The organism is Kitasatospora sp. NPDC094019 (assembly GCF_044764505.1).
In the GTDB taxonomy this organism is placed as follows: domain Bacteria; phylum Actinomycetota; class Actinomycetes; order Streptomycetales; family Streptomycetaceae; genus Kitasatospora.
In genome coordinates, this window is the sequence record NZ_JBIWIF010000009.1 from 246,108 (window position 1) to 269,936 (window position 23,829).

Sequence of the window (23,829 nt, forward strand, 5' to 3'; positions counted from 1 at the left end):
CGGGACCGTCGCCGCCCGTGGGGCGGTCGGCGACGAGCCGGGTCGGGGGGGTGTTCGGGGAGAGGATCGGTCAGTAGCGGGCGACGGAGACCAGGTACGCCGCGTACTCGTCCAGCGCCGCGCCCGCCGCCTCGTCGTCCCGGTCGATCAGCCAGTTCAGCGTCAGCCCGTCCAGGACGGCGAGCCCGTAACGGGCCAGGGTGGGCAGGGGCACCGTCCATGCGAAGCCCGCGAGCCGGGCCATCGTGGCGAGGGACTCGGCGTTCACCGCGAGGTAGTGGCCGTACTGGCGGCGCGCCACCTCGGAGAGACCGGACTGGCGCAGCGCGTACTGGGTCAGCTCGTAGGTCAGCAGGTGTTCGTCCGGTGTCGCCCGGATGCGGTCCCAGTAGACGCGCAGGGTGTCGCGGACGATGTCCGCGACCGGCACGCCCTCGACCGAGGTCGCGGCCGCGACGGCGGGGGCGAGGGCGCCCTGGGTGATGCGTTCGATCACGCTGTGGAGCAGTTCCTCCTTGGACCGGAAGCAGTAGTGGAAGGCGCCCAGCGGCAGGCCCGCCTCGGCGACGATCGTGCGGGTCGTCGCCTTGGCGACGCCGTCGCGGATCATGACCTTGATCGCCGCCTCCAGCAGCTCCTCGCGGCGCTCGTCGGCTGAGCGGCGGACCATGGTGACTCCAGGGGCGGGGAGGCGGACGCGTCCGGGGCACGCTACCCCGGCGCGCGCCGCGGGGTCTCGTCGGCCGGCGGAGAACGAGGTTCCGGAGCCTCGGCGCTCAGAGGAAGGCATGGCCCTCGCCCCGGTACGTCGGGGCCTCGCCGACGATCCGGTCGCCCTCGACCAGGTGCAGCCGGTCCACGTGCTCGCACAGCTCGCCCGCCTTGGCGTGCCGGAACCAGACCCGGTCGCCGAGGCGGAGGTCGTCCGCCGCCGCGCCGACGAGCGGTGTCTGCACCTCGCCGGCACCCTCCGCGGCGATCAGGCGCAGCCCCTGCGGCCAGACCGGAGTCGGCAGCCGGTCGGCACCGGCCGGGCCGGAGGCGATCCAGCCACCGCCGAGGACGGTGACGTGCCGGGGTGCGGGGCGGCGGACCACGGTCAGCGCGAAGAGGGCGGCGGGCACCGGGGTGAAGGCCCGGTAGTGGTCGAACAGACGCGGCGCGTACAGGCCCGAGCCGGCGCCGAGTTCGGTGACCGCGGCTTCGGCGGAGGTGGATTCGAGGCTGCCGGTGCCGCCGCCGTTGACGAACTCCAGTGGGGTCACGTCCTGGACGGCGCGCACGGCCGCGGCGCGCCGGATCCGCAGTTCCTGCGTGGACAGGCGCTGCATCAGCCGTACGCCCGCGCGCATCAGCGGCGCGCCGGGCCGGTTGTCGGCGAGTCCGGCGATGTGGCCCTCGTAGGACATCACCCCGACCAGTCGCAGCGACGGCCTGGCCAGCACGGCCCGCGCCAGCGCCCCCGCGGCCCCGGGGTCGTGCATCGGCGAACGCCGCATGCCGATGTGCACGCGGCCGCCGAGCAGCCGCAGCGAGGCGTCGAGGTCCAGACAGACGCGCAGCCGGGGACGGCGGGCGCCGGTGTCCCGGACCGCCGCGTCGATCAGGTCGAGGTGTTCGACCGAGTCGGCCATGACCGTGATCCGCGCCGCCGCTTCCTCGTCGGCGGCGAGCTCGCGCAGTGAGGCGCGGTCGGCGCAGGGGTACGCGACGAGGATGTCGCCGAGCGAGGGGTCCGTGGTGCGGGCGAGCCAGCGGGCCTCGGGCAGGGTGAAGGCCATGATCCCGTGGTAGCCGGGCGTGCGCAGCACCTCTTCGATGAGGGTGCGGCTGCGCAGGGACTTGCTGGCCAGCCGGATCGGTTTGCCGTCGGCGCGGGCGGCCATCCGGGCCGCGTTGGCCCGCAGCGCGCCGAGGTCGACGACCGCGAACGGGGGGCGCAACTCGGCTGTGGCCCGCTGCAGTTGGTCGAAGGTCGCGGGCCCGGCCGTGGTCGTGGTCCAGGTCGTCATCGAGGGCCTCCCGGTGGAGCGGCTGGGGCCTGTCGCGGGTCCGGGGGTGCCCCCTTTCCCCTCGGCAGCGTGACTTGGTCAACTGTCCAAGTCAAGGCTCCCGGACCCTTGACTTGGACAGTTGACCAAGTCCATCCTTCCGTCCCATGGCGAACGCATGGCGCAACTGGGCGGGGAATGAACAGGCGCATCCGGTGCGGGTCGCGCGGCCCGCCGACGCGGACGAGACGGCCGCCGAGGTCGCCGCCGCGCTGCGGAACGGACAGCGGATCAAGGCGATCGGCTCCGGGCACTCCTTCAGCCCGGTCGCCGTCGCCCCCGGGGTGCAGCTCCAGCTGGACCGGATGAACCGGCTGATCTCCGTCGACGCCGCAACGGGCCTGGTCACGGTCGGCGCCGGCATGCCGCTCCGGGAGCTGAACCCGCTGCTCGCGCGGCACGGACTGGCCATGGAGATCCTCGGCGACATCGACCGCCAGACGATCTCCGGCGCCATCTCCACCGGCACCCACGGTTCCAGCACCCGCTTCGGCGGCATCGCCACCCAGGTGCGCGCGCTCGAACTCGTGCTGGCCGACGGCACGGTGACGCGGTGCTCGCCGACCGAGCGGCCCGACCTCTTCGCCGCCGCGAGGGTCGGCCTCGGCGCCCTCGGGATCATCACCGAGGTCACACTGCAGTGCGTCCCGCTGTACGCCCTGCACGCGGTGGACGCCCGGCAACCCGTCGCCGAGGTCCTCGGCCGGCTCGACGAACTCGCTGACGCCAACGATCACTTCGAGTTCTTCTGGTTCCCGCACAGCGAGGTGTCGCTGACCCGCCGCTTCACCCGCCGGCCCGCGGACGTCGAACTCACCCCGATCGGCGCCCTCAGTACGCGCCTGGACGAACTCCTCAACGGCCCCGGCTTCGAGGCGCTGTGCCGGGTCGGTACCCGTTTCCCGGCCACCGTGCGCCCGATCGCCCGCTTCGCGGCGCGGGCGATGTCCGCGCGCGAGTGGACGGACCTCTCCTACCGGATCTTCGCCTCCTCCCGTCCGGTCCGGTTCCTGGAGGGCGAGTTCGCGATCCCGCGCGAGCACGCGGTGGACGCGCTGCGGGAGATCAAGGACTGGGTCGACCGGCACGACGAGCGGATCTCCTTCCCGCTGGAGGTCCGGTTCGTCGCCCAGGACGACATCTGGCTGTCGACCGCCCAGGGCCGGGCGAACTGCTACATCGCCTTCCACCAGTACCACCGCATGCCGTACCAGCGGTACTTCCGGGCCTGCCAGGACATCCTGAGCGCCTACGGCGGCCGCCCGCACTGGGGCAAGATGCACGACCTCGACGCCACCGCGCTCCGCCCGCGCTACGAGCACTTCGACGACTTCGTCGCCCTGCGCGACAAGCTGGACCCGAGCGGCGTCTTCGCCAATCCCTACCTGGACCGTGTGCTGGGGACGGCCCCGGAGGCGCTTTCGAGCTAGCGAACGGGGTTGTTCACTCCGGGCCCGCCCGGCCGGACCCGCGCGACGCGGGGTGCCGACCCTCGACAGTCGGGGCCCCGGTCCCGGAGCCGGCACGGACGGACACCGACCACCGTGCTTACGGCAGAAGGGAGTTGTCGAACGCCTCCTTCACCGTGACCGGCTTGGTGAGCAGGCTGTGGGAGCGCATGAACTCCTCCATGCGGTCCCAGACGGCCGGGTCGTTGTAGCCGGGCTTCGCGCCGGAGGACTGGAGCAGGGGGACGGTCTCCTTGAGCACGGCCAGGGCGTCGGCCTGCTTCTTGGAGTCGTCCAGGCCGGGGACGAACTTCTTGCTGAGGTCGACCGCCTGGTCGGGGTGGTCCACGGTGTACTGGACGCCCTTGAAGGTGGCCGCGAGGAACGCCTTGAGATCGGCCGACCGGTTCTTCAGCGTCTCCTGGCCGGTGCCGAGGCCGGCGGCGACGAGCGGCAGGGCGTCCGCCGAACCGGAGGGCTGGATCGTCCGGACGGCGGTGCCCGACTGGGCGAACTGGACGGCGTCGTTGTTGAGGTAGCCGGTGACCGCGTCGACCTTGTTGCCGATGAGCGCCGCCTGCTGGGTGAAGCCGATGTTCTGCACCTGCACGTCGGAGGCGGACAGCCCGGCGCTCTGCAGCAGTGCCAGCAGCGCGAAGTACGTCTCCCCGTACGGGCCGGGGGTGCCGATGGTGCGACCCTTGAGGTCCTCGGCCTGCTTCACCGGCGAGTCGGCGCGCACCATGACGGCCACCGGGTAGCGGGTGTAGAGGGTGGCGATGTCGACCACCGGTACGGACTGGGACCGGGCCTGGAGCATCTCGTCGCCGCCCGCGAACACCACGTCCTCCTGGCCGGCCGCCAGCGCGCCGAACTGGGCGTCGGTGAAGCTGTGGTGGTGGAGGTCGACCTTCAGGCCCGCGTCCTTGTAGTAGCCGAGGGACTCGGCGACGTAGAAGGGCGCGAACTGGATGTTGGGCACATAGGTCAGGCCGACGGTCAGGGCGTGGCCTTCGGCACGGTCGGCGGAGCTCGCCGCGCCGCTGCCGCAGCCCGCGAGGGCCGACCCGGTGAGCAGCACGATTGCGGTGAGGCCGGTGAGCTTCCGGAACCGTCCGGACAGGTGGGAGCTGAGCACGGGGATCGTCGTTTCCTTGTTCGATGGTCGATCTGATCGGAGAGCGTCGGTCCGCTCAGACGGTCGATTGCCGGGCGGCCAGCCGGTAGGCCACCAGGTCGCCCACCGAGATGAGCGCCAATCCGTCGCGCGCGGCGAGTTCCCGCAGGTCGTCGAGGCGGGCCATGCTCCAGTCGGGACGGACGACCTCGCACATGGTGGTGACGCCGGACAGTCCGGCCAGGCGGGACAGGTCCACCCCGGCCTCGGTGTGGCCGTCGCGCTCCAGCACGCCGTCGCGCGCGGCACGCACCGGGAAGATGTGACCGGGTCGGGCGAAGTCGCCCGGCCGGGCGGTCGGGTCGGCCAGCGCCTGTACGGTGCGGGCCCGCTCGTCGACCGGGATGCCGGTGGTACCGCCGGCCAGCAGGTCCACCGACACGGTGAAGGCCGTGCCGTGCAGGCCGGAGTTGTCCGCCGTCATCTGCGGCAGATCGAGCTCCGCGCACCGCTCGTACGGCACCGCCGCGCAGACCACACCGGAGGAGTGGTCGAGCATGTACCGCATCGCGGCCTCGTCGGTGTACTCGGCGGCCACCATCAGGTCGCCCTCGTTCTCGCGGGACTCGTCGTCGAAGACGACCACGAAGGCGCCGCGGCGGAAGGACTCGATCGCCTGCTCCACCTGCCGCAGGCGGTCGGTGCGGTTGAGAAGGGTGTTTGCCATCTGCTCTCTCCTGAGGTCGGGAAACCCCTGGGCCCGTGGGTCCGGGAGTTCACTGATCTGCGAGAGAACGCGGCCATCCAGAAGGACGCGTGCTTGCGCACACGGCCCTCCGCAATGGACGGCGTCAGGTGCGCGGGGAGGGATGGCGAGTGGCAGCTCGCCCCCGTGCACAGACACCGTTCCGGGGAGAGCGAGCACCGAATCCGGACGCCGGGGCGGCAAGCCGCTCCTGGCCGGACAACGTGTCGCCGCGCACTACCTTTCATCCGGACTTTCACCGTCGGTCCTGGAGTTTCACCAGGTCAACCAGCCGATGGCGTCGGCTGGGTCGCGGACTTTAACCGCCGGTTCGGAATTACACCGACCCCGGAGCGCGCGAACACTCGGGAGGATCATGCCACGTATGCCGCGGATTGTGGATGTGTTCCACGGCACACACGCCGACCCGGCGGTCGGCGGCTGTGACAGGATCTGCGTCGGTCGCCGGGCGAATCGGCCACCAGTACTGCTCAGGCACAGGCGAAGAGGAGACCAGCGGTGCGAGGGATGGGCCCCAAGAGGCCGACGGGAGCGGTCCGGGATCGGCTCGGGGCGGTGCTGACCCCGCTCGTGCCCGGTGTGCTCCTCCTCCTGCTGTGGGCGGGCGCGGTCGACGGCGGTGCCGTGTCCTCGTTCTTCCTCCCGCACCCGGTCGACCTGGCACGGGAGTTCGTCGCGGCGCTGGGCCGGGGCACGCTGCTGGACGCGACGGTCACCACGCTGTACGAGAGCCTCGCCGGCGTCGCGCTGGGGACGGCCGTGGCGCTGCCGCTCGGCTACCTGCTCGCCCGCAGCCGCCTCGCGGCCCGCGCGCTGCAGCCGTACCTGGCCGCGACCCAGGCCGTCCCGGCGGTGGCGCTCGCACCGCTGCTCGCCCTGTGGCTCGGGTACGGAACGTGGCCCGTGGTGGTGCTGTGCGCGCTGATGGTGTTCTTCCCCATCCTGGTCAACACCGTACTGGGCATCCGCGGCCTGGACCGGGAGGTCCTGGCCGCGGCGCGGGTCGACGGGGTCGGAGCCTGGGGGATGATGCGGCACATCGAGTTCCCGCTCGCCCTGCCCAGCGTGCTCGCCGGGCTCCGGACCGGCGTGACGCTGTCGGTCACCGGCGCGGTGGTGGGCGAGTTCGTGATGGGCGGTGAGGGCCTGGGTCAACTGCTCGCCGTGCAGCGCAACGGCTCGGACACGCTCGGGATGTTCTCCACCCTCCTCATGCTCTCGCTCCTCGCCGTGGCCCTGTACGGGGCGATGCGGCTGGTGGAGGGCGGCGTCGAGCGCCGCTGACCGGGGCGCCCGACGGCCGGTCAGGTACGGGCGGTGTACACGGGACGGGTGCGTTCGGTCCACCGCATGGTGGCCGGGAACAGCAGGTACCCGAGGAGGAACACCGCGCCCACGAGCAGCCAGCCGAGCCAGGCCAGCCGGTCGGTGAGAGCGGTGACCATGAGCGGCCCGAGAACCCTGGGCAGTGCGGTGCCCAGTTGGAACGCGCCGCCGTACTGGCCCTGCGCACCGGGGTCCGCGAGGTCGTAGCGGAGCGTCCAGCGCGCACTGTTCCCCCACAGCTCGCCGAGCGTCAGCAGGGCGACCGAGCAGGCGAGTACGGCGACCGCGAGCCAGGTGGGGAGGCGGTCGGTGACCGATGCCAGGACGCAGGACGCCGCCAGGCCGAGGAATGCCCACCGGTGGAGCCTGGTCGCACCGGCGAGGGTGTCGGCACCGCGGGCCGCGCGGACCTGGAACACCATCACGAGCAGGGTGTTGACCCCGATCAGCCACGAGGCGGCGGGTCGGGGCGCGTGGGTGTGGGACACCACCCACAGTGGCAGGCCGACCGTCAGCAGGATGTCTCCCAGCATGACGATCCCGCTGACCTGGGCCATCGCCAGGTAGGGCAGGTCGCGCAGCGCGGTGAGCCCCGACGGCGCGTCCTTGCGCTCGCTGGTGCCGGGGATCCTGGGGAGGCGCAGGTACAGCACGCACACCAGGAGCGCGGTGCCGGCGTTGCCGAGCATCAGCGCGGTGTAGGCGGCTCTGGTGTCCGCGGCGACGGCGAGGCCCGCCGCCAGCACGCCCAGGGAGAAACCTCCGTTGAAGACCGCCCGGCTGTAGGCGGACACCGTGACCCGTTGCTCGGGCCCGATCAGCGCGGACAGGATGGCCTGCCGTCCGACGTCCGCGCCGCTCTCCACCACGCCGAGCGTGGTGATGACCACCAGGAACAGCCAGAACGAGGTGACCCGGGTCGCCCAGACCAGCAGGACTACCTGCGTCGCGACCATCGCGATGGTCACCTCGCGGGCGCCGTGGCGGTCGGCCAGGTGGCCGACGGGGATGCCCAGGGCGAGGCCGGCCATGCCCGCCACCGACAGGCCCAGGCCGACCTGGGTGGCCGTCAGGCCGACCGAGCGGACGAAGAAGACGGCGCTGCCGGAGATGTACAGGCCGAGCCCGATGCTGGTGATCAGCGACACCAGGACGATCAGCCGGGCCGGGCCGGGCTCGGGCAGCCGGTCGGTGAGGCGGCGCCGCCGCCCGCCGGGCGGGGTCGGCGCGGGCTGCTGGTCGGCGACCTCCGTGGTCGGGGACTCAGACACTGTCGGTTCTCCTGTCCGGGACGCCGGCGCCTTCGCCGCGGCGGGTGGTGATGAGGGTGGCCTGCGCGCCGAGCGTCCGGGCCCGGTAGGTGTCGTTGAGGGAGAGCTCGACGCCGAAGGTCTCCTGGATGCCCGTCAGGAGCGAGACGGCCAGCAGGGAGTGGCCGCCGAGTTCGAAGAAGTCCGAGTCCGGGCCGATGCCGCGGGTGCCCAGGAGCCTGCTCCAGATTCCGGTGAGGTCGCTCTCGGCGGACGCACTCCTGGTGAGCGCACTTCCGGCGGACGCACTTCCGGCGGGCGCCGAACCGGCGGTGGGGGCCTCGGCCGGTGCGTCCGGCGGTGGGTTCTGCGGCGCGTCCGTCGGTGTGCCGGTCGTCGTCCGGGGTACGGCTCCGGGCGCGTCGATCCAGTGCCGGGTCCGGGCGAACCGGTAGGTGGGCAGCGGGACCCGGCGCCGTTGGGCGTCCGCGTGGTGGGCGGTCCAGTCCACGGCCGCCCCGGCGGACCAGGCGGTGCCGACGGCGTCGAACAGCATCCGGGCGGCCTCGGCCGGCTCCTCGGCCGGTCGGGGCATGGTCGTGGCGAGGACCGCCCGGCCGCCGGGGTCCTGCTGGCGGGCGAGACCGGTCAGCGCACGTCCGGGACCGACCTCCAGCACGATCGGACCGGGCAGGGCCAGGACCTTGGCCAGGCCGTCGGCGTAGCGCACCGGCTCGCGCAGGTGCTCGGTCCAGTAGTCGGCCGAGTGGCCCCTGCGGCGGTTCATGAAGTCGCCGGTGACGTTGGAGACCACCGGGATCCTGAGCCGGGAGAACGTCACCGACCCGGCCAGCGCGCGGAATTCCTCCAGTACGGGGGCCATCAGCGCCGTGTGGAAGGCGTGGCCGACCCGCAGCGCGCGGGTCGTCGTCCCCTCCGCGGCCAGCCGTCGCGCGAGCGCCTCGACCTCCTCGGCGGTGCCGCCGACCACGGTCACCGACGGCGCGTTGACGGCGGCGACCGACAGTGTGCCGTCCAGCCGGCCGCGGACGTCCGGCTCGGCGGCGAGCACCGCGAGCATCGTGCCGCGCGGCGCCCGCGCCATGACCTCGCCGCGCGCGGCGACCAGACGGAGGGAGTCCTCCAGGGACATCGCTCCGGCCAGGCAGGCGGCGGTGTACTCGCCGACACTGTGGCCGATCAGCGCCTTGGGACGCAGCCCCCAGCCGGTCAGTACCTGGGCCAGCGCGTACTGGGTGACGAACAGCGCGGGTTGGGCGAGCCGGGTGTCCCCGAGTTCCGCGTCGTCGTCGTCGGTGGGCCGGTCGCGGGTCAGCAGTCGGTCGAGGTCCGCGGCGAGTCGGGGTTCGAGCAGGGTCAGGCAGTGGTCGAACGCGGCGCGGAACCGCGGGATCTCCCGGTGGAGGCCGGCCGCCATGCCGGCGTACTGGGAGCCCTGGCCGGGGAACTGGAGGACCAGTGACGAGGACCGGGGCACCTGGCGGACGGCGGCGCCGTCCAGGGCGGCGCCGAGTCCGTCGAGCCCGCTCACGGTGACGGCCCGTCGCCACTCCAGGTGGGCCCGTCCGGTCTGCAGCGTGTGGGCGACGTCGCCGAGCGGGGGGCGGTGCGCGTCCAGGTGCCGTACCAGGTCGGCGCCGGCGGCCAGGACGCCCTCGTGGCTACGCGCCGACTGGACGACGATCTCCGCCGGTCGTTGCCGGTCGGCGGTCGGCGGTGCGGCCGGCGGTGCCTCCTCCAGGACGACGTGCGCGTTGGTGCCGCCGATGCCGAAGGAACTCACCCCGCACCGCCGGGGCGCGCCGGAGGACGGCCAGGGCCGGGCCTCGCGGTTGACGCGGAACGGGCTCTCCTCCAGCCGGAGATCGGGGTTGGGCTCCTCGCAGTTGATGCTCGGCGGCAGTACCCGGTGCTTGAGGGCCAGTACGGCCTTGATGAAGGAGGCGATGCCCGCGGCGGCGTCGAGGTGGCCGATGTTGGGTTTGAGGCTGCCGATCGCGCAGTCGCCGCGCCGCTCGGGGCCGTCCCGGAAGGCGGCGGTCAGGGCGGCGATCTCGATGCCGTCGCCGAGTTCGGTACCGGTGCCGTGGGTCTCGACGTAGTCGATCTCCGCGGGGGTGACGCCGGCGGCCCGCAGTGCCGCGCGGACGACCGCCGTCTGCCCGGCGACGCTCGGCGCGGTGTAACCGACCTTGTCGCCGCCGTCGTTGTTGACGGCGGAGCCCCGGATCAGGGCGTGCACCACGTCGCCGTCCCGCTGCGCGTCCAGCGCCCGCTTGAGCAGCACGACGCCGACGCCGCTGCCCGCCACGGTTCCGGCCGCCCGGCGGTCGAAGGCCCGGCAGTGACCGTCGGGGGACAGGATGCCGTGGCGTTGGTAGCGGTAGCCGACGTGCTGCGGCAGGGTGACGGAGGCGCCTCCGGCGAGGGCCAGGTCGCACTCGCCGGAGAGCAGGCTCCGGGCCGCGTAGTGGACCGCGACCAGCGAGGTGGAGCACGCGGTCTGGACGGCGAGGGCGGGTCCGGTGAGGCCGAGGCGGTAGGCGATCCGGGTCGCGGCGTGTTCCTTGTCGTTGCCCACCATGATCGGCAGGACGCCGACGTCCTGTTCCAGTTCCGGCCGTCGGAGCAGGTGGTGCAGCAGGTAGCTGCTCATCGACGTGCCGACGAAGACACCGACGCGGCCGCCGCCCGCGCCGTGGCCCGCCTCCTCCAGGGCCGTCCGGGCGCACTGGAGCAGCAAGCGCTGCTGGGGGTCGATGAGTTCGGCCTCGCGGGGCGGGTAGCCGAACAGCTCCGCGTCGAACAGGTCGACGTCGTCGAGCACGCCGCGGACAGGTACGTAGGAGTCGTGGCCGTACTCCTCGGGCGTCACTCCGGCGGCCGCGAGCTGTTGGGTGGTCAGCCGGGTGAGACTCTCGCGACCGGCCTCGATGTTCTCCCAGAACCGTGTCGGTGAGTCGGCCCCGGGGAACCTGCCGGATAGGCCCACGACGGCTACGGCGTCGTCCAGTTGCATGTCGGCAAAACCCCCGCTTGAGAAGCGTCGAAGAAGGAGCCGCACTCGGGTGCGGCGGCGGATCGGCCCCCCCGGCCCACGTCCGGACGCGGCCGGTGGGCCGGCGTCGGTGGGAGGTTGCCAGGGAGGGCGGAAGAAGTCCGTTGGCGCCGACGGGCATCGGCCGCGGTGCGGCCGACGGCACCCGGCGGCGCGGGACGTTTCACCGTACCCCCGGCCCCTGACCGGCTCGGTCTCTCTGTGACGTATCCCTCAGCGTGAACCGCCTCGGTTGCTCTCAGCTGCGAGTTCATCTAGTGTCCGGTGCTTGTCGGCCGCCACAGGGGATGGAGCGGTCGCGCCGCCCGACGGGCGCCATGGGGGAATCAGCGACTGTCGTCGACCGTGATCGTCGACGAGTTCGCGCAACGGTCCCCCCGGCTCAGGTCCCGGGGCTTCTGACCACTTCGCCGCGATGTCAGTCGCGTACCGGAATTCCGACGACCCGTTGTCGTGCCGTGCCCATTCGGGCCGGTCCGTCGGCATGGCCGTCGGCAGCACATCACTTTCACAAGAACGGGGCGAGCTGTGCGTAAATCGCGAAAGCTCAGGTTGCTTATCGAGTCTCCGGCGGTCACCACCGTCATGGGGGCGTCCTCGGGTCTGGCCGCGATTCTGGCGGAAGAGGCGGGTTTCGACGCCGTCTGGTCGTCGAGTTTTGAGGTGTCGGCATTCCGAGGGCTCCCGGACGCGAGTCTGTTGACCATGACCGATTACCTGCGGTCCGCCGTCGAGGTCGACCGCGCGTGCGGACTTCCGGTCGTCGCCGACTGCGACACCGGATTTGGAAATTCGCTCAACATCGCGCATATGATCCACGAGTACGAGGCCGCCGGAATCGCCGCGGTGTGCATCGAGGACAAGATCTTCCCGAAGGTCAACAGCTTCAGTTCCCGGGGTCAGGTCCTGGAGGACGTCGCGGAGTTCGCGCACCGGATCGCCGTGGCCAAGGCCGCCCAGCGCGATCCCGACCTGGTGGTCATCGCCCGTACCGAGGCGCTGATCGCGGGATGCGACGTGAACGAGGCGCTGCGCCGGGCCACGGCCTATGCCGAGGCCGGCGCGGACGCGATCCTCGTCCACTCGAAGTCCTCGGTCCCCGACGAGGTGCAGGAATTCCTCGGAAAGTGGTCCGGTATTCGGCCGGTCGTCGTCGTTCCGACGACGTACTACGACTGGCCGGTGGGCGAGATGCAGAAGGCCGGCGTGGCCATGAGCATCTATGCGAACCAGGGTCTTCGGGCAACTGTGAGTGCCGTCCGGCGCACGCTGTCGACAATTCGTGAGGACGGGTCCAGCGCGGCCGTCGAGAACGAGGTCGCCAGCGTGCGCGAGATATTCGAGCTGCAGCGGCTCGACGAATGGCTCTCGCTGTCCCGTTGATCCGGCCCGCCCCGGACATCAGATTCAGAATTCGAAATATCAGGAGAGAGTCGTGGCAGTAGAGGTAGAAGAGTTCATCGCCCAGCTCAACCAGGAGAACGAGGACTACTTCTCCGCGCTCCCGGAGTCGGACACCGTCTACTGGACCGGGAAGCTGGACGGACTCGCGGCCGCGGAGGCCCTCAAGCCCCGCTGGTACAACGAGATCCGCGGTGTCGACATCATCGGCCGGTTCATCGGGCGGGTACCGGACCTGACGCTGAAAATCCTGGTGGGCCGTCAGGTCGGCGACGAGGCCAAGCACGCCAAGCACTGCCGTCGCCGCATCGAGGCACTGGGCGGCTCGGTGATGGACTACCGCCCCAGCGCCGAGCAGCTGCGTTTCGGCGACCTGCTCGACGAAATGGCCTACCCGGAGGAGTTCTTCGCCGCGCAGCAGCTGACGGTGGAGACCCAGAGCCTCAAGCGCAACGAGAAGGCCCTCGCCCGGTTCGACCCCGAGACCGCCGAGATGTTCGAGAAGCACATCAACCCGGACGAGCGCTTCCACGCCCGGCTGGGCCACCTGGGCCTGCAGGTCTTCGCCCGTACGACGCCCGCCCAGGACCGTGCCCGGCGCGCGTGCGAGGTCATCCGTGAGGCCCACGTCGCGATGGTCCGCGCGCACAGCGGCAACATGTTCGCGGCCGGTTACCTGAACGCCTGATGACTCTCATCGGAGTGCTCGGCCGGGGTGCGGTCGGGCGCGCCGTCTCCGGTCGGCTCACGGACTGTGGCTTCACCGTCCGTGCGGCCGACCGGGACGACCGGCGCCACGTGCTCGACGCCGAGCCCGACGTGCTGATCACGGCCCTCACCCGGGGTGACGAAAGCCTGCGCCAGCTCGGTGAGTTGGAGTGGGCGCCGGGTTTCGTCCTGGACTTCACCACGCAGAGCCCGGAGTCCGCCTGGCGGTGCGCGCGGCAGGCCGCCGCGCTGGGCGCCGCCTACCACGGCGGCGGTCTGACCGGTGGCGGGCGCGAACTCGCCCTGGGTCAGGGCGTGCTGCTGCTGGGCAGTCCCGTCGACCCGGACGGACCGGCCGGCCGCGTGGTGTCGGCCCTGGGCCGGGCGATCGGATTCCCGAGCGCGCCCGAGGCCGCCAAGGCGAAACTCCTCCACAACTGGGTCCTGCTGGTGCAGCAGTGGTCCGCCGCGCTCGCGCTGGGGGAGGCGGGCCCCGACGGTGCCGACGCGCTGGTGGAGGTCCTGGCGGCCGGTACCGCGGGGCGCGCGGTACCCGAGTGGTCGGTGGTGCGGGACGCCCGCGGACCGGCGCGCTCGACCTACCTCGGGCGGCTCGCCGCCAAGGACCTCGGCGAGATCGCCCGCGGGCTGCCCGCCCTCGCCGAGGCGGGCGGCCCGGTGCTGGACATGCTCACCGAGGCACTCCTCGCCGGAGCCGAACAGCCCTACACACAAACACTGTTGAACATTCTCGACGGGGCCGGCAACGGTCCCAAGGAGGCACTGTGACGATGACCGCAGAGGCGTGGAGCGCCCCTGAACGGCAGATCCGGGAAGGCTACGCGGCCCGGCTCGCCGAGCTGCGCGAGCACCCGCGGGCCAAGGCGGTCCTGGCCCACGCCCAGCTGGAGTTCCTGGCGGCGGGGCCGCTGGAGGACATCCGGGTGTCCGACCTGTCGGTAGCCATTTTCCACCTGGAGAACACGCTCGCGGACCACCGCGTGGCGCTGCCCGACCTCGTGCTGATGGAGCCCGACGACGTCCGGCGCCACCCCGGCTTCGACGGCGTCGAGGACGACTCGGTCGCCGAGGAAGAGCGCCTGCTGAGCCTGCGGGAGGCTCTCCGTGGCGTCTGAGCCGAACGAGCGCCCGGACTGGTTCTGGGAGCTGGCCGTCGCGATGAACGCGGCGTTCAAGGGCCTTCTCGGCAGCATGGGCGAGTCGGGGCACATCTGCGCCTCGGTCGAGTCCGCCCCGGGCGAGGTCGACACCGAAGCCGGCTGGGACGCCACGGTCCGGCGGCTGTCCGAACTGGTGGGCCCGCACGTCATCGACGGCGACGTGGTCGTCGTGGCCGACAAGGTCACCTCCGCCGGGCTCGGCCGGGTGGGTCCCCGCCAGGTGCTCGCCGACCCCGACCCCAAGACCGTCCCGGCACACCGGCTGCCGGAGCTCGCGGCGGCGTGGAGCGAGCGGCTCGGCTACCACGTGACGGACCAGCACCTGCTGCTGGCCGACGAGTTCGGCACCGACCGGGCCACCCTCGGCACCGACGACCCGAATCTGCGGGCCGTGCAGATCGCCGCCGCGATCGAGCGCGACCACGGGGTCGTGGTGGACGTGATCATCTCCGACACCGACACCGGCCTGGACACCCGCACCCCGATCATCGGCACCCTCACCATCGGTGCGACACCGATCGGCGCCACCGCCGGGGTCAACCTCTACGAGGCCATGCGCTGCGCGGTCGCGGCCGAGTTCGCCCGGGGCCACGGCCGCCGCATTCCCGCCGTGGTGTGCCGTCCGGCCCAGCGCCGGGCCGGACGTCCGCAGGTGGGCGCCCAGCGCGCCTACCTGGGATTCCTGGACGCGTCCCGTGAAGGTGCTCTGACCCACGCATGACCGAGCGCTTCTCCCACCTGGTCTGGGAAGGACGGTTCCAGCCGATCCACCGCGGCCATCTCGCCTACATCGGCGAGCTGCTGCGGAGGACCGCGAAACTGACCGTCGTCGTGGTCGCGAACGAGACCTCCGCCGAGGCCGGACACCCGTCCCCGGTACCCGGGTTCTCCCGGATCGTGGACGGCCACCATGCCGGTGAGCGCAACCCGTGGCCGCTGTGGCTGCGCCACCGGATGGTCCGGGCCACGGTGGGAGCGGCGTTCCCCGAGCGGGTGCCCGACATCCAGGTCCTCGTCGGGCACCGGCTCGATCTCGACTGGCCGCTCTACCAGCAACTCCTGCCGCCGGAGCGGGTGTTCGCCGTCCCCTCCCGGGACGACTTCGAGGACGCCAAGGCCGCGGCGTGGACCGCGCTCGGCGAGCGGGTGGTGCGCCTGGACGTCGCCCACCTGCCGGCGGTGTCCGGGACCCTGGTGCGCGAGCTGATGGCCGCGGGCAGGCCGCTCGACGAGGTCCTGCACCCGGTGACGCTGGGGCTGCTCGGCGGCACGGCCGGGACCGGCGAGGTGGGGGCATGACCGTCGAACGTCCGGTGGTCGCCGTCCTGACCACCCTGGGTGAGTCCCACCTCGCCCGGCTGGCCACCGCGGCGGAGGTGGCCCGGGCCGCCTCCGTCGCGGCCCTGCCGGCCGAGGCCCGCCGCCGCTGCCGCGTGGTGGTACTCCGCTCCGAGACCGGCCTCGGCGCGGCCGAACTCGCCGAACTGCCCGGGCTGACCGACGTGGTGCGGCCCGGCAGCGGTACCGACAACATCGCGCTGGACGTCCTCGGTGCCCGCGGCATCCGGCTGCACCGCAACGCGGACGTCAGCGCGGACGCGGTGGCCGAACTGGCGGTCGCGGGACTGACCGTGCTGTGCCGGCGGATGGGCGTCGGCTACCGCTGGCTGCTCGACGGCACCTTCGCCAAGCACCGGCTGATGGGCGAACCCCTGGCCGGGCAGCGGGTGGCCGTCTGGGGCGCGGGGCCGATCGGCCGGGCGGTCCACCGGCGCCTGGGGACGCTCGGGGTGGACACCGGATTCGTCCGGCACCCCTCCCTGCCGGAGGGCCTCCCGGTGCTCGACCGCGCCGAGGCGATGGCCGGGGCCGACGTCCACGTGCTGGCCGTCCCGTTGCGGCCGACCACCCGACGGATGGTCGACGAGGCATGGCTCGCCGGGGTCGCCGCCCGCCGGCCGTACCTGGTCAACGTCGGCCGGTACGAACTGATCGACCAGGACGCCGTCGCCGCGGCCCTGCGCGAGGACCGGCTGCGGGGCTGCTACCTCGACCCCGTGGACGCCGGCCTGGCCGCCGAGACCGACCGCTTCCTCGCCGCGACCCGGGACGCCAACGTCTTCGCGACGCAGCACCAGGGAGCCCAGCGCTCCGACGTGCGCGGCGTCCTCGACGCCTGGGCGGTACGGCGGATCCTCGATGTCCTGTCACCGGAGCCGGGAGGGAACTGAACGATGTGGAGCCCAGCGAGCGAGTGCCTGGTGCCGCTCCAGGTGAGCGGCACCGGCCGGGCGGTGTACTGCGTGCACGCCCTGGGCGGCACGGTCGCCTACTACGCCCCGGTGGCCCGACGGCTGGGCCACCTCAGGGACGTCTACGGGCTGCAGTGCCACGGCATCAGCCCCGCCAACCGGCCCGACCGGACCATCGAGGAGATGGCCGACCGGTACATCCGGGCGATCACCGCGGTACAGCCGGAAGGACCCTACGAGGTCCTCGGATACTCGATGGGCGGATTCATCGCCTTCGAGATGGCCCGGCAGTGGGAGGCGCGGGGCGAGCGGGTCGCGCTCGCCGGGCTGCTCGACACCGAGCCGCCGCACACCCAGCAGGACCCGCTGAGCACCGGGCAGGCCCTCGGCCTGCTCTCCCGCGCCGTCGGCCTGTCGACACCGTTCGCCGCCCCGGCCGGGACGGCGCGCGAGGAACTGCTCCAGGGCTTCCTCCGGCGCGCCGTGGCCGAGCACCGGCTGCCGGCGTCCTTCCGGCCCGAGGACCTCACGCCGCTGGTCGACATCTACGCCGTCAACGGCGAAGCCTGCGCGCGCTACGACCCCGACGCCGTCTTCGGCAGCATCGACTGCCTCTTCACCCACCGCCCCGGCAGCACGCCCGCCGAATCCGCGGAGGGCTGGCGGGAGTACGTGGACGGCGAAGTGCGCGCGCAGGCCATCGACGCCGACCACCACGCACTGATGCACGAACAGCACGCCGCGCAGGTCTCGGGAGTGATCCTGCGCTGGCTCACCAGGGAGACGATGTGACTGCCCACGACCTGCCGGAGCACCCGGTACCACCGCTCCGGGCGGAGCCCTGGACCGCGCCGGCGGCACAGGTCCTGCGGCTCCCGGAGCCCGAACTGCGGCGGCGGGCCGCCACGGCGTCCTTCGTCGCCCTCGGCGGCACCTCGCTGCGCGCCATCGAACTCGCGGCCCTGGCCGAGCGCCGACTCGGCCTCGCTCCCGAGGTCGGCGCGCTGCTCGGGCCGCTGCCGCTGGCCCAGGTCCTCGCCACCGCCGCGCCGGTGCGCAGCTCGCCCGACCCGGCCGACGACCCGGTCGACGACGGGGCCGTGACCGACGTCCCGCGCGCCGCGTCGGTGGGCGAGTACTCCATGCTGCTCAGCGACCAGGCCCACCCCAGCACCGCCCACCACCTGCTCTTCAGCGCCGAGGTGCGCGGCCTGCTCGACGAGCGGCGCCTGGCCGGCGCGATCACCGCGCTCGCCGCCCGGCACGAGGCGCTGCGCACCGTCTTCCTCGATCAGGACGGCCGCACGGCGGCCCGCGTCCTGCCCGACTGGCGGCCCGCGCTGATCCGGCAGGAGCTGCGTCCAGCGGAAGGGTCCGACCCGGTGGCCGCCGTGCACGCCGTGGTCGGCCCCGCCGGGCGTGATCTCCTGCGGCCGTTCGACCGGCCGGCGGCCGCGTTCGTCCTCACCGGACTCGGCCCCGGTCACTACGTCCTCTCCCTGCTGGTGCACCACGCGCTCGTGGACGGATGGAGCGTCGGTCTGCTGTGGCGGGACCTGGTCGCCGCCTACCGCGGCGACCTGCCGACGGGCCGGGCCCCTTCGCCGCGGACCGCCGTCCGGGAGGAGGACTCCGAACGGGCCCGGGCCGCCCTCGCGGCACGGCTGCCCGAACTCGCGGGCGCCCCCACCACGATCGAACTCCCGTCCGATCTGGCCCGGCCCCGAGTGGCGGATCGACGCGGCGCCCGGCTCGGGTTCGCACTCGGCCCGGGAGCGATGGCCGCCGCCCAGGTCCTCGGCCGCGCGACCGGCCTGACCCGCAACACGCTGCTGCTGGCCGCCTGGTCCTTCGTCCTGGGCCGCCGCGCCGGCATACCCGACCTGCTGATCGGCATGGCCTCGGCGAGCCGCACCGGTGCGGCGCACGACGTGGTCGGACTGCTGACCAGGATCCAGCCCGTCCGCTGCCGTCCCGAACCCACCTCGACCGTCCGGGAGTTCCTCGACCGGGTCGGCGCCGACATCCGCCGCGCGCTGGACACCGGCGCGGTGCCCTCCGAACGGATCGTCTCCGCGATGGGCGCGGGCGGGGACCCGCGGCGCAACCCGCTGACCCAGTTCGCCTTCGCCGCCCACGACGAGCTGGTACCCGGCACGCTCACGGCCGGAGAGGTCACCTTCGACCTCCACGAGGGCCACTGCGGCGGCTCCGTCTTCGACGCCGTCCTCTACGTGCAGCAGTGGAGCGCCGAACGGTCGGTACTCGCGCTGGAGTACGCCACCTCGGTGCTCGGCTTCGCCGACGCCACCGCACTCGCCACCGAACTCGACGCCGTCCTCGTCGAGTTCGCCATCGACCTCGACGCGCCGCTGGCCACGGTCGGCGACCCGTCGACCCCCGCCCGCACGGCACGCGAGCGCCTCGCCGCCGGGCCGCCGCCGCCGGACCGCACCGGCCTGTGGCAGCTCTTCGAACAAGCCTGCCGCACCCACCCCGACGCCGTCGCCGTGGCCGACGCCGGGGCCGACGCCGCCGGCGACCTCCGGCTGACCTACCGCCAGCTGCACCGCGCCGCGGAGCAGCAGTCGGCCGTACTCGCGGCCGCGGGAGTGGGCGTGGGCGACCACGTGGTGCTCGCCCACGGCCGCTCGACGCAGGAACTCGTCTCCGTCCTCGCCACCCTGCGCCTCGGCGCCGCCTACGTGGGACTGGACGAGGGCGCCCCGGACGCCGTCGCACGGCGCGTCATGTCCGCCGTCGCCCCGAAGGCGCTGCTCGGTGACACCCGCCGACTGGCCCCCCTCGGAGCCGACAGCGCGCCACTGGTCGACCCCTGGGAGCCCGGCGACGCCGAGGCCGTCCCCGCCGCGGCGGCGGACCCCGACCGGATCGCCTACATCGCCTTCACCTCCGGCTCCACCGGCGTCCCCAAGGGCGTCCGGGTGCCGCACCGGGGCGTGACCCGACTGGTGACCGGCCCGGGCGTACTGGAGCCCGGAGCCGCCGAGCGGTTCCTGCGCTTCGCGCCGCTGGCCTTCGACGCCTCCACCCTGGAGATCTTCGCCCCGCTCACCACCGGCGGGACCGTCGAGATCCACTCCGCGCCGCACCTGGTCCCGTCCGCCTTCCGCGACTTCGTCCGCGGCCGCGGCATCACCGGCCTGTGGCTGACCGCCGGGCTGTTCCGACTCGTCGCCGACCACGAGCCCGCCGCCTTCCGCGGGGTGCGGCAGGTCCTCACCGGTGGCGACGTGGTACCGCCGGCCCAGGTCCGGCGCGCCCTGGAGGCCGCTCCCGGCCTGGTCGTCACCAACGGTTACGGCCCCACCGAGAACACCACCTTCACCACCGTGCACCACGTCCGCGACCGCGTGGAGGTCGAGGACCCGCTGCCGATCGGCCGCCCCGTGCCCGGCACCTCGGTGGCCGTGGTCGACGAACACGGGCGCCCGGTCCCGCCGGGAGCCGTCGGCGAGCTCCACACCGCCGGCGACGGCCTGGCCGCCGACTACCTCGACGCCCCGGACGCCACCGCGCGTGCCTTCGTCACCGGCCCCGACGGCCGCCGCCACTACCGCACCGGTGACCTGGTCCGATGGGACGGCGCCGGCCGGCTGCGCTACCTCGGCCGGCGTGACAACCAGGTCAAGGTCCGGGGCTTCCGGGTCGAGCTCGACGGTATCGCCCATGTGCTGCGGGAGCACCCCGACGTACGGGACGCCGTCGTCGTCCCCACCCCCGGGGCCGGGGAACGGCTCCTCGTCGCCGCCGTGGTCGCCGACGACTCACCGCGGCTGCTCGCTGCCCTCGCGGCCCACGCCGGACGGCTGTTGCCCGGCTACGCCGTGCCGACCCTGTGGACGGTGGTCGGGGAACTGCCGCTGACCCCCAACGGCAAGGTGGACACCGCCGTGCTGGCCGCGGCCGGTGTGCCGCTCGCGGCCGACGTCCATGACCCGGGTCCCGCCCCGGTCTCCGACTCCGGCTCCGCCCCCACCCCCGTCCTCGCCCTCGTTCCCGACCCGGTCCTCGATCCCGACGAGATCGCCGACGAGATCGGCGCCGTGTGGGAGGAGGTCCTCGGAACGGACGACTTCGGCTACGACGAGCGGTTCTTCGACGTCGGCGGCGACTCCCTGCAACTGACCAGGGTCCGCAACGGCCTGCTCCGCGCACTGCCGTGGTGCGACGTCACCGTGCTCGACCTGCTGACCCACACCACCGTCGACGCGCTTGCCGCGTACCTCGCCGACCGACACGGAGAACGAGCATGACGTCCGCCACCGTCCGACGGACCCGCCACCTCGAACACGGCTGGAAGCTCCTGACCGAGGCCGCCACGGCGACCGGCGCCACTCCGGCCGCCGTCCTGCACGCGACGACGCGGATCCTGCTGGCCCGCACCAGCGGCGACGACGAGATCACCCTCGCGGTCCGACCGGGTGACCCGAACGCCTCCCCGTACACCGAGCGCTGGTCCTACGACGGCGCGACCACCGTCCGTGCCCTGGTCCGCGCCGAGCCGCCCGGCGCCCGGCCGGACAGCGGCGACGAGACCGACCGGCCGACCCCCACCTGGTGTCTGGGGCCGACCGCCGACCACGCCGGCGATCACGCCGGTCACGTTGCCGATCAGGCTTCCGCGGCCGGAGACTTCGCCGTACGGATCGAGGCCGGCCCCGACGGCTGCCGGATCCACCTGGACGGCGCCCACCACGACGACGCGGAGGCCGACCGCCTCGCGGACCGGCTCGACACACTGCTGCACGCGGTCGCCGCCGAACCGGACACCCCCGTGGCCCGGCTCCCGCTGCTCGGTGCCGCCGAGCACTCCGAACTGCTCGACCTGGCCGGGGACGGCCGTGCCGACCACGGCGGCGTGCGACTGCCGGAACTGATCCTGGACCAGTGCCGGCGGACCCCCGACGCGGTCGCCGTTCGCGACCACGACGGCAGCCTCACCTACCGTGATCTGGAGGAACGCGCCCAGGCCCTGGCGGCCACCCTCCGCCGTCACGGGGTCGGCCCGGACAGCGCCGTCGCGGTGGCCGCCGACCGCTCGGCCGCCCTGGTCGTCGCCCTGGTCGCCGTGCTCCTCGCGGACGGCGCCTACCTCCCCCTGGACGCCTCCTGGCCGACCGCCCGGATCCGCCACGTCGCCACGGAGGCCGCACCGGTCCTGGTCCTCTGCGACGAGCGGCACACCGCCGTGATGACCGAGTGCTTCGACGCACCGGTCCTGCCGCTGACCGGTGCCGCGCCCGCCGCGGGCACCACCGTCCGCCGGTCCGCCGCCTCGGACCTGGACACCGCCTACATCATCTACACCTCGGGCTCGACCGGCTGGCCCAAGGGCGTTGCCGTTCCGCACCGCGGCATCGTCAACCGCCTGCTGTGGATGCAGAGCCAGTACGGGCTCAGCTCCGACGACGTCGTCCTCCAGAAGACCCCTTACACCTTCGACGTCTCGGTCTGGGAGTTCTTCTGGCCGCTGATCACCGGTGCGACCGTGATGATGGCCAAGCCGGAGGGGCACCGCGATCCCGGATACCTGGTGGACGTCATCCGCCGGGAGGGCATCACCACCCTGCACTTCGTCCCGTCGATGCTCGGCCTGCTGCTCGACGAGCCGGGCCTGCGCGAATGCACCGGCCTGCGCCGGGTCTTCGCCAGCGGCGAGGCACTCGGCCCCGCCCTGGCCAATCGCTTCCGCGAGCTGCACCCGGCCGAGCTCCACAACCTGTACGGGCCCACCGAGGCATCCGTCGACGTCACCCATTGGACGTGCGCCCCCCTCGAACCGGGACCGACGGTGCCGATCGGCCGACCGATCGACGGCGTCCGGGCCCTGGTCCTCGACCCCGAGGGCGGCCTCGCACCCCTCGGGAGCCCCGGCGAACTCCACCTCGGCGGCATCTGCCTGGCCCGTGGCTATGTCGGACGCCCGGATCTGACGGAGCGCCAGTTCGTCCCGGACCGGTTCGCCGGGCGGTCCGGCGACGTGCTCTACCGCACCGGCGACCTGGTGCGCTGGCACCCCGCCGGGTACCTGGAGTTCCACGGCCGGATCGACCACCAGGTGAAGCTGCGCGGCCTGCGGGTGGAACTGGCCGAGATCGAGGCGGCGGCCACCGACCAGCCCGAGGTCGCGTCCGCCGTGGTCCTGCTGCGCGACGACCTGCCCGGCGGCGCGAAGCTCGTCCTGTACGTCGTCCCCGCCCGCGGTGACGGCGACGACCTGGACGTCGCCCGGATCCGCGCCGCCCTCAGCGCCCGGCTCCCGGAGTACATGGTTCCCTCCGCCACCGTCGTCCTGCCCGAACTACCGCTCACCGCCAACGGCAAGTGCGACCGCAAGGCGCTGCCCGCACCTCCCCGCCGGACCGCCACGGACCGCGGCGGCCGGCGCCGCGGGGCCCGCTGACAGCGGGTCCCGTCCAGGACCGCCCGCAAGGCCGTCGAGTCCGGTCGGACGCTCGCCGGGCGCCGGTGGGTGATCGGGCACACCATGGCCCGACTCACCGGCTGCCGCTCGTCGGCCGTAGCTACGAACGTGGCCACGTGGTCGACCCGGCCTGCTGGGAAGCGGGCGGCGCGGCCGTGGAGGCGCCAGTCGCCGCAGGCGGGGATCCGGCTGCGGTTGCGTTCGTGCCGTAGTCGGCAGACGGCGTCCTCCGGGGCGGCCGGGACATGGCGCGGGCGCTCCGGGGCCGTCTGCGGAACTGCCGTTCGCTCATTTGAACGACAGGACCTCCGGCCCGGTGCCGTGACCGGCTTCATGACCGAGGCTGAGTCGTGTGGGAGCTGTGGCGCACCCACCGTGGTACCGGACGTCACGGTGGGCCGGGCACCGCAGCTCCCGTGGACGTTGCCGCCGACCTGCCCCGTCGACGACACGCAGGGCGGCGTGGCGCGACGGGTGTCCGAGCAGTGGCCGGCATCCCCGTAGCACCGCTGACAGCCTTGACGCGCACTCGTCCGCCCCATGGAAGGAGACGGTTGTGTCGATCGGACCGGGCCTGGCAGGCATGCCCATGGAGGACTGGAAGATCCGTACTCCGAAAGGCAAGGAGTACGCCTTCGACACCGAGGCGGAGGCGCGCGCCGCGCTCCCCGAGTACGACGAGGGCAGCACCCTGTGGAAGCGCCGCGTGTACCGCGGCATTCTCAACACGACGATGTCACCGCGTGGCTGGCAAGAGGTCACCTGACACCAAGGACAGCCGCAGCCCGCCCGCACGGAGCGG

Annotated in this window: 19 protein-coding genes and 1 riboswitch; of the genes, 13 read left to right on the top strand and 6 right to left on the bottom strand. The window is 73.1% G+C overall.

The genetic code is table 11. The features are described from left to right. Window positions 1-70: 70 nt before the first annotated feature. Window positions 71-670: a TetR/AcrR family transcriptional regulator gene (locus ACIQ9P_RS22075; RefSeq protein WP_402358566.1), complete on the bottom strand. Its 600-nt coding sequence runs from the start codon at window positions 668-670 to the stop codon at window positions 71-73. A 106-nt stretch (window positions 671-776) separates the two neighbouring features. Next, window positions 777-2,012 carry an alanine racemase gene (locus ACIQ9P_RS22080; RefSeq protein WP_402358569.1) on the bottom strand — a complete coding sequence of 412 codons (1,236 nt, stop codon included), beginning with the start codon at window positions 2,010-2,012 and terminating at the stop codon, window positions 777-779. A gap of 146 nt (window positions 2,013-2,158) precedes the next feature. Here ACIQ9P_RS22080 and ACIQ9P_RS22085 point away from each other — a divergent pair, with 146 nt between their 5' ends. Next, window positions 2,159-3,481: a D-arabinono-1,4-lactone oxidase gene (locus ACIQ9P_RS22085; protein WP_402358572.1), complete on the top strand. Its 1,323-nt coding sequence runs from the start codon at window positions 2,159-2,161 to the stop codon at window positions 3,479-3,481. A 118-nt stretch (window positions 3,482-3,599) separates the two neighbouring features. Here the strand turns inward: ACIQ9P_RS22085 and ACIQ9P_RS22090 are convergent, their stop codons facing one another. Together ACIQ9P_RS22090 and ribB are read right to left on the bottom strand one after the other, a co-directional pair. Continuing rightward, on the bottom strand, window positions 3,600-4,637 hold the full coding sequence (locus ACIQ9P_RS22090) for an ABC transporter substrate-binding protein (protein WP_402358575.1): 1,038 nt from the start codon (window positions 4,635-4,637) through the stop codon (window positions 3,600-3,602). A 55-nt stretch (window positions 4,638-4,692) separates the two neighbouring features. Continuing rightward, window positions 4,693-5,343, bottom strand: coding sequence for a 3,4-dihydroxy-2-butanone-4-phosphate synthase (ribB, locus tag ACIQ9P_RS22095; RefSeq protein ID WP_402358578.1), 651 nt, complete (start codon window positions 5,341-5,343; stop codon window positions 4,693-4,695). A 248-nt stretch (window positions 5,344-5,591) separates the two neighbouring features. Beyond that, a riboswitch (FMN riboswitch) is annotated at window positions 5,592-5,722 on the bottom strand. Window positions 5,723-5,937: 215 nt separating this feature from the next. Between ribB and ACIQ9P_RS22100 the strand changes: the two genes are divergently transcribed. After that, window positions 5,938-6,666, top strand: coding sequence for an ABC transporter permease (locus tag ACIQ9P_RS22100; protein WP_402358581.1), 729 nt, complete (start codon window positions 5,938-5,940; stop codon window positions 6,664-6,666). A gap of 20 nt (window positions 6,667-6,686) precedes the next feature. Here ACIQ9P_RS22100 and ACIQ9P_RS22105 read toward each other — a convergent pair whose 3' ends face one another. Both ACIQ9P_RS22105 and ACIQ9P_RS22110 read right to left on the bottom strand, forming a co-directional pair. Continuing rightward, window positions 6,687-7,979 carry an MFS transporter gene (locus ACIQ9P_RS22105; protein WP_402358584.1) on the bottom strand — a complete coding sequence of 431 codons (1,293 nt, stop codon included), beginning with the start codon at window positions 7,977-7,979 and terminating at the stop codon, window positions 6,687-6,689. Then, window positions 7,972-10,998 carry a type I polyketide synthase gene (locus ACIQ9P_RS22110; RefSeq protein ID WP_402358587.1) on the bottom strand — a complete coding sequence of 1,009 codons (3,027 nt, stop codon included), beginning with the start codon at window positions 10,996-10,998 and terminating at the stop codon, window positions 7,972-7,974. The genes ACIQ9P_RS22105 and ACIQ9P_RS22110 overlap by 8 nt, the downstream gene beginning before the upstream one ends. A 567-nt stretch (window positions 10,999-11,565) precedes the next feature. Here ACIQ9P_RS22110 and ACIQ9P_RS22115 point away from each other — a divergent pair. From ACIQ9P_RS22115 to ACIQ9P_RS22165, 11 genes are all read left to right on the top strand, one after another. Beyond that, a complete protein-coding gene (locus ACIQ9P_RS22115; RefSeq protein WP_402358590.1) occupies window positions 11,566-12,420 on the top strand; it encodes an isocitrate lyase/phosphoenolpyruvate mutase family protein in 855 nt (284 codons plus the stop codon). A 52-nt stretch (window positions 12,421-12,472) separates the two neighbouring features. Further along, window positions 12,473-13,126 carry a hypothetical protein gene (locus ACIQ9P_RS22120; protein ID WP_402358593.1) on the top strand — a complete coding sequence of 218 codons (654 nt, stop codon included), beginning with the start codon at window positions 12,473-12,475 and terminating at the stop codon, window positions 13,124-13,126. After that, complete coding sequence (locus tag ACIQ9P_RS22125; protein ID WP_402358596.1) at window positions 13,126-13,935, top strand: hypothetical protein; 810 nt, start codon at window positions 13,126-13,128, stop codon at window positions 13,933-13,935. Before ACIQ9P_RS22120 ends, ACIQ9P_RS22125 begins: the two co-directional genes overlap by 1 nt. Beyond that, window positions 13,932-14,282, top strand: a complete 351-nt coding sequence (locus ACIQ9P_RS22130; protein WP_402358599.1) for a hypothetical protein — start codon at window positions 13,932-13,934, stop codon at window positions 14,280-14,282. Before ACIQ9P_RS22125 ends, ACIQ9P_RS22130 begins: the two co-directional genes overlap by 4 nt. Beyond that, window positions 14,272-15,048, top strand: coding sequence for a hypothetical protein (locus ACIQ9P_RS22135; RefSeq protein WP_400755405.1), 777 nt, complete (start codon window positions 14,272-14,274; stop codon window positions 15,046-15,048). Before ACIQ9P_RS22130 ends, ACIQ9P_RS22135 begins: the two co-directional genes overlap by 11 nt. Further along, a complete protein-coding gene (locus ACIQ9P_RS22140; protein ID WP_402358602.1) occupies window positions 15,045-15,626 on the top strand; it encodes a hypothetical protein in 582 nt (193 codons plus the stop codon). The genes ACIQ9P_RS22135 and ACIQ9P_RS22140 overlap by 4 nt, the downstream gene beginning before the upstream one ends. Then, window positions 15,623-16,558, top strand: coding sequence for an NAD(P)-dependent oxidoreductase (locus ACIQ9P_RS22145; protein WP_402358605.1), 936 nt, complete (start codon window positions 15,623-15,625; stop codon window positions 16,556-16,558). The genes ACIQ9P_RS22140 and ACIQ9P_RS22145 overlap by 4 nt, the downstream gene beginning before the upstream one ends. Before the next feature lie 3 nt (window positions 16,559-16,561). Then, window positions 16,562-17,371: a thioesterase domain-containing protein gene (locus ACIQ9P_RS22150; RefSeq protein WP_402358608.1), complete on the top strand. Its 810-nt coding sequence runs from the start codon at window positions 16,562-16,564 to the stop codon at window positions 17,369-17,371. Next, window positions 17,368-20,856 (top strand): amino acid adenylation domain-containing protein, encoded by a 3,489-nt coding sequence (locus ACIQ9P_RS22155; protein ID WP_402358611.1) that lies wholly within the window; start codon window positions 17,368-17,370, stop codon window positions 20,854-20,856. The genes ACIQ9P_RS22150 and ACIQ9P_RS22155 overlap by 4 nt, the downstream gene beginning before the upstream one ends. Continuing rightward, window positions 20,853-23,006 (top strand): amino acid adenylation domain-containing protein, encoded by a 2,154-nt coding sequence (locus ACIQ9P_RS22160; protein WP_402358614.1) that lies wholly within the window; start codon window positions 20,853-20,855, stop codon window positions 23,004-23,006. The genes ACIQ9P_RS22155 and ACIQ9P_RS22160 overlap by 4 nt, the downstream gene beginning before the upstream one ends. A 577-nt stretch (window positions 23,007-23,583) precedes the next feature. After that, window positions 23,584-23,793 (top strand): hypothetical protein, encoded by a 210-nt coding sequence (locus ACIQ9P_RS22165; protein WP_402358617.1) that lies wholly within the window; start codon window positions 23,584-23,586, stop codon window positions 23,791-23,793. Window positions 23,794-23,829 lie beyond the last annotated feature (36 nt).

Bases quoted from the DNA above. Each gene is read 5' to 3' on its own strand.
- ACIQ9P_RS22075 (WP_402358566.1), bottom strand. From the start codon at position 670: ATGGTCCGCCGCTCAGCCGACGAGCGCCGCGAGGAGCTGCTGGAGGCG.
- ACIQ9P_RS22080 (WP_402358569.1), bottom strand. From the start codon at position 2,012: ATGACGACCTGGACCACGACCACGGCCGGGCCCGCGACCTTCGACCAA.
- ACIQ9P_RS22085 (WP_402358572.1), top strand. From the start codon at position 2,159: ATGGCGAACGCATGGCGCAACTGGGCGGGGAATGAACAGGCGCATCCG.
- ribB (WP_402358578.1), bottom strand. From the start codon at position 5,343: ATGGCAAACACCCTTCTCAACCGCACCGACCGCCTGCGGCAGGTGGAG.
- ACIQ9P_RS22110 (WP_402358587.1), bottom strand. From the start codon at position 10,998: ATGCAACTGGACGACGCCGTAGCCGTCGTGGGCCTATCCGGCAGGTTC.
- ACIQ9P_RS22125 (WP_402358596.1), top strand. From the start codon at position 13,126: ATGACTCTCATCGGAGTGCTCGGCCGGGGTGCGGTCGGGCGCGCCGTC.
- ACIQ9P_RS22140 (WP_402358602.1), top strand. From the start codon at position 15,045: ATGACCGAGCGCTTCTCCCACCTGGTCTGGGAAGGACGGTTCCAGCCG.
- ACIQ9P_RS22145 (WP_402358605.1), top strand. From the start codon at position 15,623: ATGACCGTCGAACGTCCGGTGGTCGCCGTCCTGACCACCCTGGGTGAG.
- ACIQ9P_RS22150 (WP_402358608.1), top strand. From the start codon at position 16,562: ATGTGGAGCCCAGCGAGCGAGTGCCTGGTGCCGCTCCAGGTGAGCGGC.
- ACIQ9P_RS22160 (WP_402358614.1), top strand. From the start codon at position 20,853: ATGACGTCCGCCACCGTCCGACGGACCCGCCACCTCGAACACGGCTGG.